The sequence below is a fragment of the uncultured Lawsonella sp. genome (genome assembly GCF_947252745.1).
GTDB lineage: Bacteria > Actinomycetota > Actinomycetes > Mycobacteriales > Mycobacteriaceae > Lawsonella.
Genome location: NZ_CAMXWW010000005.1, coordinates 109,396 through 124,620 on the forward strand (window position 1 = coordinate 109,396; position 15,225 = coordinate 124,620).

12 protein-coding genes are annotated in these 15,225 nt (G+C 55.1%); 2 read left to right on the forward strand and 10 right to left on the reverse strand.

Annotation, left to right across the window (positions count from 1 at the left end; all coding sequences use genetic code 11):
* Window positions 1–109: 109 nt before the first annotated feature.
* From Q0X28_RS08595 to aspS, 8 genes are all read right to left on the reverse strand, one after another.
* The gene (locus tag Q0X28_RS08595; RefSeq protein ID WP_367270672.1) at window positions 110–664 is read right to left on the reverse strand and encodes an A24 family peptidase; all 555 of its coding nucleotides are present in this window, start codon (window positions 662–664) and stop codon (window positions 110–112) included.
* Between the two features lie 44 nt (window positions 665–708).
* Window positions 709–1,524 carry a shikimate dehydrogenase gene (locus tag Q0X28_RS06090; RefSeq protein WP_296238213.1) on the reverse strand — a complete coding sequence of 272 codons (816 nt, stop codon included), beginning with the start codon at window positions 1,522–1,524 and terminating at the stop codon, window positions 709–711.
* A gap of 31 nt (window positions 1,525–1,555) precedes the next feature.
* Window positions 1,556–2,842, reverse strand: a complete 1,287-nt coding sequence (mltG, locus tag Q0X28_RS06095) for an endolytic transglycosylase MltG (protein ID WP_298577095.1) — start codon at window positions 2,840–2,842, stop codon at window positions 1,556–1,558.
* A 4-nt stretch (window positions 2,843–2,846) separates the two neighbouring features.
* The gene (gene ruvX / locus Q0X28_RS06100; protein ID WP_298577096.1) at window positions 2,847–3,353 is read right to left on the reverse strand and encodes a Holliday junction resolvase RuvX; all 507 of its coding nucleotides are present in this window, start codon (window positions 3,351–3,353) and stop codon (window positions 2,847–2,849) included.
* Between the two features lie 9 nt (window positions 3,354–3,362).
* Window positions 3,363–6,047, reverse strand: coding sequence for an alanine--tRNA ligase (alaS, locus tag Q0X28_RS06105; RefSeq protein WP_296238210.1), 2,685 nt, complete (start codon window positions 6,045–6,047; stop codon window positions 3,363–3,365).
* 182 nt (window positions 6,048–6,229) lie between these two features.
* On the reverse strand, window positions 6,230–7,642 hold the full coding sequence (locus Q0X28_RS06110) for a replication-associated recombination protein A (protein ID WP_296238209.1): 1,413 nt from the start codon (window positions 7,640–7,642) through the stop codon (window positions 6,230–6,232).
* Window positions 7,643–7,662: 20 nt separating this feature from the next.
* On the reverse strand, window positions 7,663–8,796 hold the full coding sequence (locus tag Q0X28_RS06115) for a hypothetical protein (RefSeq protein WP_296238208.1): 1,134 nt from the start codon (window positions 8,794–8,796) through the stop codon (window positions 7,663–7,665).
* Window positions 8,789–10,597 (reverse strand): aspartate--tRNA ligase, encoded by a 1,809-nt coding sequence (gene aspS / locus Q0X28_RS06120; RefSeq protein ID WP_298577097.1) that lies wholly within the window; start codon window positions 10,595–10,597, stop codon window positions 8,789–8,791. The genes Q0X28_RS06115 and aspS overlap by 8 nt, the downstream gene beginning before the upstream one ends.
* A gap of 230 nt (window positions 10,598–10,827) precedes the next feature.
* Here aspS and Q0X28_RS06125 point away from each other — a divergent pair, with 230 nt between their 5' ends.
* Window positions 10,828–11,730, forward strand: coding sequence for a neutral zinc metallopeptidase (locus Q0X28_RS06125; RefSeq protein WP_296238206.1), 903 nt, complete (start codon window positions 10,828–10,830; stop codon window positions 11,728–11,730).
* Window positions 11,731–11,835: 105 nt separating this feature from the next.
* On the opposite strand, the gene hisS is transcribed toward Q0X28_RS06125, so the two are convergent.
* Window positions 11,836–13,116, reverse strand: coding sequence for a histidine--tRNA ligase (gene hisS / locus Q0X28_RS06130; RefSeq protein WP_298577098.1), 1,281 nt, complete (start codon window positions 13,114–13,116; stop codon window positions 11,836–11,838).
* Between the two features lie 60 nt (window positions 13,117–13,176).
* A complete protein-coding gene (locus Q0X28_RS06135) occupies window positions 13,177–13,839 on the reverse strand; it encodes an MBL fold metallo-hydrolase (protein WP_296238204.1) in 663 nt (220 codons plus the stop codon).
* A gap of 108 nt (window positions 13,840–13,947) precedes the next feature.
* Here Q0X28_RS06135 and Q0X28_RS06140 point away from each other — a divergent pair, with 108 nt between their 5' ends.
* Window positions 13,948–15,126, forward strand: coding sequence for a peptidylprolyl isomerase (locus Q0X28_RS06140; protein ID WP_298577099.1), 1,179 nt, complete (start codon window positions 13,948–13,950; stop codon window positions 15,124–15,126).
* Window positions 15,127–15,225: the final 99 nt, after the last annotated feature.

Consider the following 15,225-nt stretch of genomic DNA (forward strand, 5'->3'; position numbering starts at 1 on the left):
TCACTCCACAGGTGTGCAGCATTTTCGCAAGCGACGAGAACAGTTGCCACCGGGGTAACGAGCTTGAGAACCTCAAGCGATATCCATTATGAAAGAAGCCTGCAATAGGCTAACCAACTAGGCGATCAACCACTGGCCACAGCACGAGCAGCGCCGTCACCAGGGATAATGAGATGCCATGTGGGAGGGTAACCATAGCACAGTTGTGTATTCTCCCAGAGCTAGCGTGCACTGCGGTTGGTATCTCAAGATCTTGTTGCCCCAGACGATGAGCAAAGGTTCGAGACGTCACGAGAAACTGCCCAATACCGACGAGCGCGGTGACACAAAAAGGGGCTATAGCCACTATCCACCAGTCTGACCAACTCTGAGCCGCGGCGACCATTCCGATGGGGAAAGCTACTTTAACATCTCCCCCGCCAATTCCCTTTGTCCTCAATAGAGATGGAGTGGCGTAGCACAGCATCAACGACGCACCTCCCAGAACGGACCTCGAACTAGACCCCGCTGTCACCACATAGCAGCTCGCCACGACGATCCCGACTATAACAATGGGGGTAGGAATCCTCCTGTTGCGGCTATCGTGCCAAGACAGGATAAAGAGCCAGACCAGCACAAGTAATTTCGCACCGGCATGTAGCAAAATTAAGGGATCCGCGACCACAATGCTCCTCCAGATGGTTGTGAAGATCCCTTAGTGTATGAGCATCAAGCAGCGTTGAGGGAAGCTACCATGGCAGCGAAAACGTCGTCCGTGACGGTCATACCAGTAAACATTTCGATTTGCGCAACCGCTTGGTGGACTAGCATCGTGCGCCCCCCCACGACTTTACCTCCATTGTCCGCCACAATTCGTGCCAGAGACGTGGGCCACGGCGCGTAGACGACGTCAACGAGGCGGGGAGTTCGACGGAGGAAATTGCCGTATCCCGCAGCGGCATCACCAGGCAGGGTCGAAATAAGCGTGTCTGCAGTGGCACAGGTATCTTGCAACACATCTGGGTCATTAATCGGTACCCACGTGTAATCAATCCCGAGTTGGGCTGCCACATGCAAGGTGGGTTGCGCACGCTCCTCAGATCGAGAGGCAATGCTGACGCGCCCTGCTCCGCACTGTTGTAGTGCAGCGAGACATGGCCTGGCGGTGGCACCGGCACCCAGAAGAAGAACATCTCCCCCGGTGTGCCCGACGCACTCCAACGCGGCTAAGGCACCATCAATATCGGTGCAATCGGCATACCACCCGTCACCCTGTCGAACGAGAGTATTTGCCGATTCGACGAGGTGAGCGCGGGTCGACACAACATCAGCGAAGCGGAGGGCCGCATCCTTACAAGGCATGGTGACAGAAAACCCGCGGGTTTCTGGTGCTGCACTGGCGACCACTTTGGGGAGATCTGTTGCGGTACATTCGATCCGCGCATAGTCCCACTCGGTGAGGCCGAGAGCGTGGTAGGCGGCTTGGTGAAGGACGGGTGAGAGGGAGTGTGCGATAGGGGAACCCAGGACTGCTGCAGCAAGCATAGCGACCTTTCTTCGGATCTGCTTCAAGCCCTTACTGACTGTCGAAGACCCCGTTTCGGTGGGCTTCTTCGATGTCGCGTTCGTGGTCTTTCAGCGTGACATTGAACCTAGTGGTGCCTTGTTTATCAACAGTAACGAAGTAGAGCCATTTGCCGGGAGTGGGTTTTTCCATCGCCTCCACTGCTTCAATGGTGGGTGAGCAGATGGGGGTAGCAGGAAGGCCATTCATTGCGTAGGTGTTCCAGGGGGTTTCTGTACCACGGGCAGCATCGCTGGTGGCGACTTGCTGCTCGGAGAGCCCATAGTTCACAGTGGAATCGAATTGGAGCGGTTGGTGACGCTTCAGCCGATTCATGATTACTCTCGCAGCTTTTCCATAGTCGGCTGTTCCAACCTCACGTTGAATGAGGGATGCACCTACGACCACCTCATAAGGTGAGAGCTTCTGGGCTTTGGCAGCATCCACAAGACTGGATTGCTGGTAGAGTTCAGCCGAGGACGTTACGAGTTCTCGAATAATCTCAAGGGGGGTATGCGTCGGGTTGAAGACGTGCACACCCGGCAGGATAAGGCCTTCAATCTTTCGTGCAGGATACTGTGCGGTTGCGACATCATGGCGTGCCCACGAGGGAACTCCCAGCTGCATTGGGCTGGCGTGTGCTACAGCATTACGGAATGCTGTAGCGGTGATGCAGTGCCGCTGTTCTCCCTCGGTGTAGCAAGATGCTTTGGCAAGATGGTGGTAGATTCCGAAGACGGTTTCGCCATTGACGACACGTACGTCCTCCAAAGTGACACCGCCGGGCAGATTCACCGCTCCAGCTCGGTTCGAGGGGTCGAGTAGTCTCTCTACTGCCCGTGCCGCGGCCATCTCTTTTCGCAGTTGGTAGAAGCCGGGTTGCATAGAGGTGATATTGGGGTTGTTGTTAGCAGCCTGAATAAAGGCTCCCTCGGACTTCACGACTCCCATGGACACGAGCTTTGGTGCAAGAGAGGCAGCGGTGACGCCCGGTGCCACTTCAACCAAAACAGAACCAGACCCGGCGCCTTGATAGTCAGGATAGACCGGAATTTGACTACGACGATGCTGAACCAAACCGGCAAAAAGCGCCAATACAAGGACAATCACAGACCCGACTGCGAGAGCACGTCGTTGATCGATCCTAGAGTCAAGCCTACGAAGGGACGCTGTGAATCCGCGGGACGATGCGGTGCCTATCTCCTCGTTATTCTCCTCTGGCGTGGGGACAACAGGGATGTCGCCACCGTCAAGTTCAGACTGCGGTTCGGGAGCGTTATCGTCGTTATGTCGTCCCACTACCTCACTGCTCCTTTTCCGTATCGTGAGAGTGTCGTTTGCGAAGGTCGAGCCATGTGTTGAGGATCTCTACCGCTGCCGCCTGGTCAACGAGGCCACGCTGAGCCCGACTTGCGACGTTCGAAGACCGAAGCGCTTGTGTCGCCACCACAGTAGAAAGACGTTCGTCTACTAAGCGTACCGGTATTTCGGGCCAACGCTCACGAAAAGCATTGACAAAGCCGATAGCCATTTCCACCGAGCTAGAAGCGCGGTTACGCAGCGTGCGAGGCAATCCCACCACAATCTCCACCGGTTCGTAGTCCTCAATCAACAACGCAACCTGTTGGAGTGTAGCAGCGGGCCACGGATGTTGTTTTAGGTGGAGTGTGGTAACCGGAGTGGCAAGAATTCCATCTGGGTCACAGGATGCCACACCAATACGGGCTTTACCGACGTCAAAAGCCAACCGCCGACCCCTACCAGGATCATCCTCGCCTGGGGTATCGGGCACGTACTCGTCTAACTCCACGATGAGTTCCTACGCGTCCACGGAGGAAACTGCAGCATCCACCGCAGCACAAGCTGCCTCGAGTCCTCGTGCATCAGTACCGGAGCCTTGGGCCAGATCTGGTTTTCCGCCTCCTCGCCCACCAATGGCAGGAGCGGCCGCTTTCACGATGTCTCCGGCTTTTACTCCGCGTTCAATCGCCGCTTGGTTGACAGCAACGACGAATGGAAGCTTGTCGCCTTCTGCGGTAAAGAGAGCGACCACTGCTGGTGTCTCCGCGAATCGACCACGAATATCGCAGGCGAGGGTACGCAGTTGACCACCGTCAGCACCAGCTGGGCCGGCTAGAGCCACAACTTTAATACCGTTGATGTCATGGGCGTCGTTGACGTAGTTTGCAGCAGCTTGCAGAACTGCCGCCATACGAAGTTCGGCCAGTTCTTTCTCGAGGTTTTTCACCGACTCTTGCAGGCCGCTGACGCGCTCTACGATATCGCCAGGCTTCACTTTAAATCGCGTGGCTAGCTCGCTAACAATTCGTTGATCGGATTTTGCAGCATCCAGTGCGCGCAATCCGACATAGGCTTCGACACGCCGAATTCCTGAACCAACGGAAGACTCTCCGATAAAGCGAACCAGTCCGATTTGTGCGGTGGAGCTGACGTGGGTGCCACCGCAGAGTTCTTTGGAAAAGACACGTTCCTCTCCCCCGCCAATGGTGACAACTCGAACTTCATCGCCATAGTTTTCACCAAAGAGTGCAACAGCACCGGATGCTTTGGCATCGTCCAGGTTCATGATCTCGGTGGTTACCGGAAGGTCTTGGTCGATCGCCATGTTGACGCGCGTTTCGATTTCGGTGAGTTCCACTGTGCTCAGTGGATCTGTCCAGTTAAAGTCAAACCGCAAATAGCCCGGCTTGTTGAGAGATCCAGCCTGCACAGCTTGATCTCCCAGCACTGTACGCAATGCCGCATGAACGAGGTGGGTAGCTGTGTGTGCTTGCGCGGCATGACGCCGGTAGGTTCCATCGACCTGTGCCTGAGCTGGTCCGGGTGCTACCGTACCAGCGGAGATTGTCCCGCGGTGAAGCCAGACTTTCTTGCCTACTTTTTGTACATCGGTGATGGCGACTTGACCAGTTGTAGTGGTGATGGTGCCGCGATCAGCACACTGGCCGCCAGACTCCGCATAGAACGGGCTCTCGTCGAGAATGACTTCTACTGCGCTGCCAACACTCGCTTCAGCCGCCTCGTTCCCATCGACGATAATGCCGAGGATCTGAGTATCGGCAGTGAGGCTCTCGTATCCAGTGAACACGGTGGGTTGGTTGTCAATGAAGTCTCGGTAGACTCCCAAGTCTGCGTGGGCATGTTTCTTTGCCTGTGAATCTGCTTTCGCTCGTTGCTTCTGCTCCTGCATGCGCTGCTGGAAGGCGTCATCGTCGACAGTCAATCCTTGCTCCGCCGCCATCTCGCGGGTGAGGTCGATGGGGAAACCATGGGTGTCGTGTAAAGTGAATGCCACATCGCCAGGAACTACGGTCTGACCAGTAGTTTTGAGCTCACGTGCAGCGGCTGCAAAAAGCTTCGTGCCAGCATCAAGAGTTCGCAGGAAGGCCTTCTCTTCGGTGGTGCATACTTTCTGGATATGGTCGCGCTGCGCTACTAGTTCGGGAAAAGAAGGTGCCATTGAGTCACACACAGTAGCGGTCAGCTCCTGCATCACGGTACCAGTGGCTCCTAGCAGACGAGCTGAGCGAATGATACGGCGAATGAGGCGCCGCAGAATATAACCACGTCCCTCATTCCCAGGGATCACGCCATCAGCAATGAGCATTACTGCAGTGCGCGAATGATCAGCAATAACCCGGAAGTACACCGCATTCTGATGGTCCTCAGGAGCATCACTATACGCTGTTCCTGTCAGACGCTCTGCCGTAGTGATAGTTGGACGTAAAAGGTCTGTCTCATAAACGTTTTCGACCCCCTGCAAAATAAAGGCGACACGCTCGATACCCATGCCGGTGTCAATATTCTTCTGCGGCAGAGCACCTACGACTTTATAACCGTCTTTGCCGACACCTTCGCCGCGTTCCTTTTCCATAAAGACAAGGTTCCAGATTTCGATATAGCGATCCTCATCCACTACCGGACCGCCTTCTTTGCCATAGGCAGGGCCACGGTCAAAGAAAATTTCGGAGGACGGACCACAGGGGCCGGGCACACCCATCGACCAGAAATTGTCCTTCATACCGCGTCGTTGAATGTGATCTTCGCGGAGTCCTACGACGTCGCGCCAGATGGCGAATGCTTCGTCATCATCTTGGTAGACAGTTGCCCACAGCAGATCCGGGTCGAATCCATAACCACCTTCGTTAACTGGACTGGTAAGAAGCGTCCAGGCATGCGTGATGGCACCTTCTTTGAAGTAGGCGCCGAAGGAGAAATTACCCGCCATTTGGAAGAAGGTGTTGTGGCGAGTGGTGATACCCACTTCGTCAATATCAAGTGTACGAACGCATTTTTGGATGGAGGTCGCCGTTGCGAAGGGGGCGGCTTGTTGACCCAGGAAGTAAGGCTTAAAGGGAACCATGCCGGCGTTAACGAACAACAGGGTGGGATCATCGAGCACGAGCGGGGCAGATGGGACTAGCGTATGTCCAGCCTTCACATAGTGGTCAATGAAGCGTTGCCGAATTTCATGGGTGTACACGGATGAGATCCTTTTCCCTTTAAGTACCACGCTGCACCTATTCCAGTTGCCTCATCATTACGATGCGACACCACGCAAAGGCAGCGGTAGTTCTACAGTGTGCGCGTATCGTTTTTCTAGCTTCTAAGCTTACCTGGTGAAGCCCCTGGACCTATCACCTGTACACATAGGCAGACAAAAGCCTACCGTTCCCGCTTTGGCTTTCCTCGTACCACTGCCCGCAACTTGGGGAGCCAGCTAGCAATCCGCTTCTCCGCGCCGTGCTCCGTGGGATGGTAATAATCTCTACCCACGAGGTTATCCGGAGGGTACTGCTGTGCCAGAATGCCCTCGGCAGTGTGGTGTGGATACTGGTAGCCAATAGCATTGCCCAGCTTCTTCGCCCCCTCATAATGTCCGTCTCGCAAGTGTGGAGGCACCGGACCAATATTCCCTTTCTTCACATCTGCAAGAGCAGCATCGATAGCAGTGTAGCACGCGTTAGATTTAGGTGCAGTCGCGAGTTGCACTGTCGCTTCAGCAAGGATAATTCGTCCCTCCGGCATTCCAATCATCTGTACTGCTTGCGCTGCCGCCACGGCGGTCTGCAATGCGGTGGGATCCGCCAACCCGATATCCTCCGCAGCAAGAATCATCAAGCGTCGCGCGATAAATCGGGGATCTTCACCGGCACTGATCATGCGGGCCAAGTAGTGAAGTGCTGCGTCGGGGTCGGACCCACGCACAGACTTAATGAAGGCGCTAATGATGTCGTAATGCTGATCGCCATTGCGGTCATAGCGGGCTAATGCGTCTGGAGTAGAACGTTCAATATCCGCCACAGTAAGTGGTGCTGCAGCATCCATCCGGGCATCCGCTGCTGCCTCCAGGTATGTCAACGCACGCCGCGCGTCGCCTCCTGACAATCGAATGAGATCGGCGTAAGCCTCTTCTTCGACCGTCAGCGCGCCACCAAAACCACGCGAATCAGTAACTGCGCGCTCCAAGACGCCCCGGACATCTGCTGGAGAAAGTGACTCCAATTGCAATACGAGCGAGCGAGACAGTAGCGGTGACACCACCGAGAACGAGGGGTTCTCTGTGGTTGCAGCGACCAAGAGCACTACCCGGTTTTCCACGGCGGCGAGGAGTGCCTCCTGCTGGGTTCGGGAAAAACGATGAACTTCATCGATGAACAGTACGGTATTAATACCGCGGATAAGACGAGTTCGGGCATCATCGATAACCTGCCGCACATCCTTGACACCCGCCGAAAGCGCTGAGAGTTCGACAAATTCGCGTCCAGTTGCCCCGGAAATGAGACTCGCTAAAGTAGTTTTCCCAGTACCTGGTGGACCAAAAAGGATGACGGAATTGGCACCTCCACCTTCGATAAGCCGACGAAGCGGTGAACCTGGTTTGAGAAGGTGTTGCTGCCCCATTACCTCATCAAGAGTGCGGGGGCGCATTCGGACGGCTAACGGCGCATTATCGCACTGTACGTTGGACGAGCGAGAGGGACCCGTAGGGGACACTAGAGGTGGTGCAGATGCTTTTGCGTGAGACTCTGCAGTGGAGTTATGCACGGCGAAGAGGCCAGGATCATTCTCATCCATAAGACCTCCTCCTCCGTGTCTTAAACGTAGCTCTGTAGAGCCGCAGCCACATCACGAGAGTGCTGGGCAAGCTCGGCGTCGTCCCAATACTCTGCCAGGGTACCAAGCTGGCCAAGTACGCGAATGGCGAGAGGCCGAAGAATATCCTCCGTGGCTGCATTATCTATACCAGTTGCATGTTCGAAGTCGCTGTCTTCATCAAGAACCCAGCTCACACTCAACCATGCCCAGGTGAGTGCGCCATCAAGAATGCGTTTGTGAGAAGACTGCGGACGACGCATCCGTGGCCACATCGCATCCACCTGCTCTACCCAGGTCTGGGTAACCGCATCAATTTCCGCAGTAGTCAGCTGATATCCGTGCAGATCGGAAGGGAATCCCAACAGAATTGCAGCGATATCAACTCCAATATCGCGATACCCGCAGAAAGCGAAGTCCAACAGCTGAACGTTGTGATGTGTGACGAGAATATTCTCTGGAATCAACTCTGCAGCGCTGAAGGCACGATAAGTCCCCCGAACTGCACGTTTTACGCTGCGCTTACCCCGGTCTTGGACAGATTCAGCTAAGTGGATCCCCAACTTTTCCTGCAATAACAAGGGGACGCTCTGTAGTGTGTCCGCCAAAAAATGTGAGGAAAATGGCACGACGAGACCAGGGGTCTTTGATTCAGCCCGATGCAGCAAGGCATGGAAATCGTCCTCGCGGCCAGCGGTAGACACTTGCATAGCACCAATAAGTGCTGCCAAGTCCTGTAATGCAGCCAGTGTTGAAACAGTATGTGCACCGGGGTTTAAGAGATCTTGAAGAGTGCGTGTGTTTCCTACATCCGAAAGAACGAACGCTCGCTCAGCGAAGTCGTAGGCGATAAGTTCTGGGCCAAAACTGTCTGGGGTACCGAGTGAGCCCACGAATTGATAACCCACAATCTCCCGAAGAAGAAGACCGGCACGCTCCTCCCCACGGTCGGGGAATACCTTCACAACCACTTTCCGAGACGGAAGAAATGGACTATCAGTAGTGATGCCACGAACGAGAACAGCATCAGAATCCGACTCGATGCACTCAGTGTGCGAGAGACTAACCGGGCTACCTACCCGGGCACTCAGAATTCGCTCACCGAGCGCAATCGCGTCACCAACTGTGTTAGTCATTGTCCTTAGTAGCTTCGCTCTTCTCTCCGCGATCTCCGGATCGGACCGGCTTCGCGTCGATTCCAGATTCCTTGCGCTGCTGCGGAGTGATGGGAGCGGGAGCGTTCGTCAGCGGGTCAACACCGCCACCTGACTTCGGGAAGGCGATGACGTCGCGAATAGATTCCTCACCCGCCAGCAATGCTGTAATGCGGTCCCAACCGAAAGCCATACCGCCGTGCGGGGGAGCGCCATACTTGAAGGCATCGAGAAGGAAGCCGAACTTCTCCTGCGCTTCCTCCTCACCGATACCCATCACTTTAAAGACACGCTCCTGCACATCGCGTCGATGGATACGGATGGAACCGCCACCAATCTCATTACCATTGCAGACAATGTCGTAGGCATACGCCAGTGCGCTGCCAGGATCCGTATCGAACGTATCCATCGATTCGGGCTTGGGGGAGGTGAAGGCGTGGTGGACAGCAGTCCATGCAGAGTTGCCCAAAGCGACGTCGCCGGAAGCAGTGGCGTCCGCAGAAGGTTCAAAGAGCGGTGCGTCGACAACCCATGTGAAGGCCCAGTCACCGTCCTTGATAAGGCCAAGCTTCTTCGCGATCTCGTTACGAGCAGCACCCAGCAGAGCCCGGGAGGACTTCGCCTCACCAGCGGCGAAGAAAATACAGTCGCCTGGTTCAGCGTTCACATGGGTAGCGATGCCTTCACGCTCTTCAGCAGAGATATTCTTCGCGACGGGGCCAGACAGCTCGCCATCTTCGCCTACCAAAATGTAGGCCAATCCTTTGGCACCGCGCTGCTTTGCCCACTCTTGCCAGGCGTCAAGCTGACGACGGGGCTGAGAAGCACCGCCCTTCATGACGACAGCACCCACATAGGGATTTTGGAACACCCGGAAGGGGGTGTTCTGGAAGAAGTCAGTACACTCCACGATCTGAATATCGAAACGCAAGTCGGGCTTGTCAGAACCGTAGAGACGCATAGCATCTGCGTACGTCATGCGCGGGATGGGAGTAGTGATTTCGTAGCCAATGAGCTTCCACAGGTTGACGAGGATCTCTTCGGCCAGGGCAATAATGTCCTCCTGGTCAATAAAACTCATCTCGATATCGAGCTGGGTGAATTCGGGCTGCCGGTCAGCACGGAAGTCCTCATCGCGGTAGCAGCGGGCAATCTGGTAGTAGCGCTCCATGCCAGCGACCATTAGCAGCTGCTTAAAGAGCTGCGGTGACTGCGGCAGCGCATAGAAGGTACCCGGCTGCAGACGTGCCGGCACGAGGAAGTCACGGGCACCTTCTGGCGTGGACCGCGTCATTGTCGGAGTTTCAATCTCCACGAAGTCATGCTTGGCTAACACTTCACGGGCCGCGGCGTTGACTTTAGACCGTAGACGGAGATCGTAAGCGGGCCGATCACGACGCAGGTCAAGATACCGGTAGCGGAGCCGCACTTCCTCACCAGGCTCATCATCGAGTTGGAACGGCAGCGGTGCACAGCTGTTGAGAACTTCCAGTTCCGCGACATTGACCTCAATCTCGCCAGAGGCAAGGTTGGGGTTCTCGGACCCCTCCGGACGAGCCTCTACGACACCAGTAACCCTGATGCAGTACTCGGAGCGCAGGTGATGGGCTTGTTCTGCGACGGCGGAGTTGCGGAACACCACCTGGGCGATACCCGAGGAGTCCCGCAGGTCCACGAAAATAACACCACCGTGGTCACGGCGGCGCGCAACCCAACCAGCAAGGGTAACAGTCTGTCCAGTAGCAGCGGCGTTCAGTTCGCCGGCGAAATGCGTGCGCAGCACGAGAGTCCTTTCATGCTGAAAGTTATCAATAAGCCTTAGGCATACGTTTCTCCATTCTACTCGTTTACCCGCAGGCAGCCGAACTCACTTCAGCCTCCTCACGATATTTTGTGGAAGAGTGTGTCAGGCTCAGTATCAGTGTTCGCCCTCCGCGCATTACTTGACGATCTTCTCCGCAGCCGCCCATCTATCGGGTAATTTCATCTGCAGATAGTGCAAAGGAGCGCACAATGACTTTCCAGGCTGGCGGTAATCTCTCTAGTGGCCGGGTCTCTGCAGGCGGAGGCCGTGGCGGACTCGCTATCGGAGGCGGGTTAGGGACACTTGCTCTTCTCCTGGTAGCAGTGTTCTTTGGGGTAGATCCACAAGCTATTCTCCCTGCCATCCAGGGCAGTGATGGTTCCCAACAAAACTCTGCTGCTGTTCAAGATATGCAAGAGCGTATAGACCGCTGTAAAAACAGCGACTCGGAAGCGGCAAACAAGGATCCTGTCTGCCGAATTGTGGCGACAACAATCAGCGTGGATGCCATTTGGGGTGAACAACTCCCTCACCAAGCGGATACGCAATACCGACGTCCCAACACCATCATCTTCGATAAAGCCGTGAACACCGCCTGTGGTGCAGCAAGCGCGCAAACCGGTCCTTTTTATTGTTCAGGTGACAATACTGCCTACTTCGATCTGAGCTTTTTTGAGACAATGCTGACTCGTTTGGGAGGGGTCAATGCACCTGCCGCGCAGGAGTATGTTGTCGCCCACGAATACGGACACCACGTCCAGAACGTTCTTGGCTGGTTAACCCAAGACCGTATGCGTAGCAGTGGTCCTGGTTCTTCACAAGTCCATGTCGAACTTGAAGCGGACTGTTTTGCCGGTTTGTGGTTCCACTATGCGTCTCGTCCTGGGAATCAGCCATCTGATGCACCCATGTTGAAACCACTAAAAGATGACGAATTGCAGGCGATCAGGATTACTGCCCAAGCGATTGGCGACGACGCTATTCAAGAAGGTGCTGGCCAGCAGGTGAATCCCGAAAGCTGGACTCACGGGTCATCGCAACAACGCCTCAATGCTTTCATGACGGGTTACACTCATGGATCTCTAAAGAAGTGCCACGCTTTGGGGCGTTAGCCCTACATATGTGAGCTACAGAACGGGGAAACGAGATGGGTAGTACACAACGTCTACCCACCTCGTTCTGGACGACTCAACTGGTAGAGATCAACCCCCCAGCTTTCACGCCTGAAGCTTGCGCAACACCGCTGGTGTTACTTCAGAGTACACAACCTCATGCTGCTCCCCCGTCCGGAGATCCTTCATCACAACCGTGCCGTTGGCCATCTCATTCTCACCAACGACCAGCGCAAGTACGGCACCAGACTTGTCGGCTGCTTTAAACGCACCCTTCATCCCACGCGACCCAAACACCATGTCGGTGCGAATATTGGCCCCACGAATATCCGCGAGAAGTGGCATCAACGTTTCTTTAGCTACATCGCCTAGCGGGACACCAAACACCTCACAGTGCGCCTCCGAGCCCGGTACGCATCCCTCTTCTTGGCAGGCCAAGAGAATACGGTCAACACCAAGCCCAAAGCCAATGCCGGAGAGAGGCTGGCCGCCGAGTACTTCCATGAGTCCGTCATAGCGTCCACCGCCACCAATCCCGGATTGCGCGCCTAGCCCATCATGGACAAACTCAAAAGTTGTCTTGGTGTAGTAGTCGAGGCCGCGGACCATCCGTGGATTCACGGTATACTCAACACCCAAATTATCGAGAATACGCAGCACGGAATCAAAATGGTGACGGCACTCGTCGGAAAGATAATCCAGCATGAGCGGAGCATCAGCGGTCATCTCCCGTATTTCAGGACGTTTATCGTCCAACACCCGCAGGGGGTTTATTTCCGCCCTTCGTCGAGTTTCCTCATCAAGCGGCAGGTTGAAGAGAAATTCCTGAAGGGCTTCTCGGTAGGCAGGCCGACAGGTTTGGTCGCCCAAGCTTGTCAGCTCAAGCCGATACCCTCGCAGGCCCAAGCTACGCAGGGCGCTATCGGCCATCGAGATCACTTCTGCGTCTAACGCCGGGTCATCTACGCCAATTGCTTCGGCACCGACTTGTTGGAGCTGCCGGTAACGGCCTGCCTGCGGACGTTCGTACCGGAAGAAAGGCCCAGCATAGGTGAGCTTGAGGGGGAGCTGTCCACGGTAAAGATTATGTTCAATAACAGAACGCATAACTCCAGCCGTTCCCTCCGGACGAAGGGTAAGCGAGCGACCAGAACGATCAGAGAAGGTGTACATCTCCTTCGTCACCACGTCGGTAGACTCACCGACTCCACGAGCGAATAGACCAGTTTCTTCAAACATCGGAAGTTCAATGTGGGAGTAGCCGTGGTTTCGAATGGTAGTAACAAGAGTCTCGCGGACAGACTGGAAGTGCGCCGACAGCGGAGGGACGTACTCGGGCACGCCTTTGGGAGCTCGGAATGGTGCGGCAGCTGATCCTTTAGCCATCCTCACGTTCTTTCTCTTCGATAGTGATACTGAAATCTATTATGTCGTATCCTTGTCGCTTTACCGGAAGCGACGCAGATAGACATTGTCGGCACGCTCGGCCGCCATCGTGCTGGTTTCGCCGTGCCCGGGGGCAACAAGTACTGCCCCGGGCAGCGGAATAAGCTCACGTTCTATTGAATCAAGCAACGTCTGCGCATCGCCGCCAGGTAGATCAGTGCGTCCTACCGCACCTTTAAACAGTGTGTCTCCGGAGAAGAGGACCGTCGGTGCAGAAGAGCCATCGGAAATGAGTAACCCCACTCCGCCCGGCGTATGTCCTGGCAATGGGAGCACCTTTACAGTGAGCTCAGCGACAGTGAACTTCTCGTCGCAGTACGTGGTCAGTCGCTCCGGTGCGTGCCATGAAGAAAAGGGAAAGAGAGTGGACAATGTCGGTCCGACTCCTGCCGCCGGATCCTCCACCATAAACACATCGTCGCGGTGCACGACCACGGGAATATCATAGGTGACTGACAGTTCCGGGGTACTCCAGATATGGTCTGCGTGACCATGAGTGAGGTAGATCCCTACTGGTTTCAACCCGTTGTTATTAATAAGTTCACACGCTGGCGAATGTGCTTCTTGCCCAGGATCAATGATGATGCAGTCATCACTAGAATCGCTTGCCACGATGTAACAGTTCGTGCGGAAAGCTCCTGCGGGAAAAGCGGCAATTCTCATACAGACCTCTTTTCTGGAATATAAGGGCAATCACCCTTCACCAACATGGTCATTTTAGGACTTTGCGGTAGTCTTCTAGTGTCTACGTCTGTTGTGAAAGGACGCCTAGTGGCTGTATACGACAAGAATAATAGTGGCGCCGGGGACAAACCCGAAGACAAACTCGACAGCATGATTGAAGCTGGCGAGAATGTCGCTCCCGCGGATGACGCTGCCGCCAAAGCTGCGCAACGCCGCGTTGCCGCCCGTGAACGACTCGAAGCGAAGATCGCAGAAGATGCTGCTGCTGAGCGTCGCCGCCGCCGCAATGTTGCCCTCATCATCACCTCGATTGTGGTCGTTATTGCCCTCATCGTGGCAATCGTCCTCATCGTGAACAAGGTGAAGGATGATAAGGCTCGCGAGGAAGCAGCTGAGGCTGCCAAGTGGGCTAGCTGCCAGTGGGGTCCTTCCGAAGAGGTACCTGATCTCATTAAGGCGTACACCGATCAAAAGAAGCAACTGGAAGATCAGTGGAAGCAGATGCAGTCTCAGCTGGCACAGCAGGACGCTACCCAGCAGGAAGAAACGCGGAAACAATACAACGAACGTATGGCACAGATTGATGCTCAGCTTGCCTACGCTCCAACGGTGAAGAATCTGCTCGACACGAAGAGCAGAAAAGTCGATGCACCGGTCAACGGTACTTACCCCCGTACAGGCAAGACCATCACCACACTCAAGACCTCTGCTGGCGACCTGCAGGTGGATCTGATCCACCGGCATGCTGCCTGCAACGATGCTGCCTTCAAGAAGCTTATTGAGGCTGAGTACTTTAATAAAACTTCCTGCCACCGCATGACTGATTCACAGGGCTTTAACGTCATCCAATGTGGCGACCCCACCGGTACCGGTATGGGTGGACCTGGCTTCTACTCTGTTGATGAGAATCCTGACTATCTTGTTACTGCTGCTGGTCAAGACGCCGGTATACAAGGACAGATGGTGACGTATCCCAAGGGTACTGTTGCAGTAGCCAATTCCGGCCCCAATACCGGTGGTAGCCAGTTCTTCATCGTTCTTGCTGATTCACAGCTTCCCCCGAACTACACAGTAATTGGTACCGTAGCCGCTAAGGATTTCCCGGTTCTCGACAAGATCAAGCGTTACGGCGTCACACTCGCTCCGGGCACTGTCGCTCCCTCTGATGGAAAGATTACTGACGGCGCTCCCGCTACCCCGGTTGAGATCAAGTCCTGGAGTGTTGTGAAGACCGTTGGCGTCGAGCAACCCAAAAAGAAAGACTAAAGAGGACGCGCTAGCTACCCGCGCAACCTCTTAACGTCAGACACGATACAGGGAGGCAGTACCTATCGGTACTGCCTCCCTGTATTATGCAAGACGCAT

What these genes read in the sequence shown, in the direction of transcription:
- Q0X28_RS06090 (WP_296238213.1), bottom strand. Translation starts at nt 1,524, where the DNA reads ATGCTTGCTGCAGCAGTCCTGGGTTCCCCTATCGCACACTCCCTCTCA.
- Q0X28_RS06115 (WP_296238208.1), bottom strand. Translation starts at nt 8,796, where the DNA reads ATGACTAACACAGTTGGTGACGCGATTGCGCTCGGTGAGCGAATTCTG.
- hisS (WP_298577098.1), bottom strand. Translation starts at nt 13,116, where the DNA reads ATGGCTAAAGGATCAGCTGCCGCACCATTCCGAGCTCCCAAAGGCGTG.
- Q0X28_RS06110 (WP_296238209.1), bottom strand. Translation starts at nt 7,642, where the DNA reads ATGGATGAGAATGATCCTGGCCTCTTCGCCGTGCATAACTCCACTGCA.
- Q0X28_RS06135 (WP_296238204.1), bottom strand. Translation starts at nt 13,839, where the DNA reads ATGAGAATTGCCGCTTTTCCCGCAGGAGCTTTCCGCACGAACTGTTAC.
- Q0X28_RS06125 (WP_296238206.1), top strand. Translation starts at nt 10,828, where the DNA reads ATGACTTTCCAGGCTGGCGGTAATCTCTCTAGTGGCCGGGTCTCTGCA.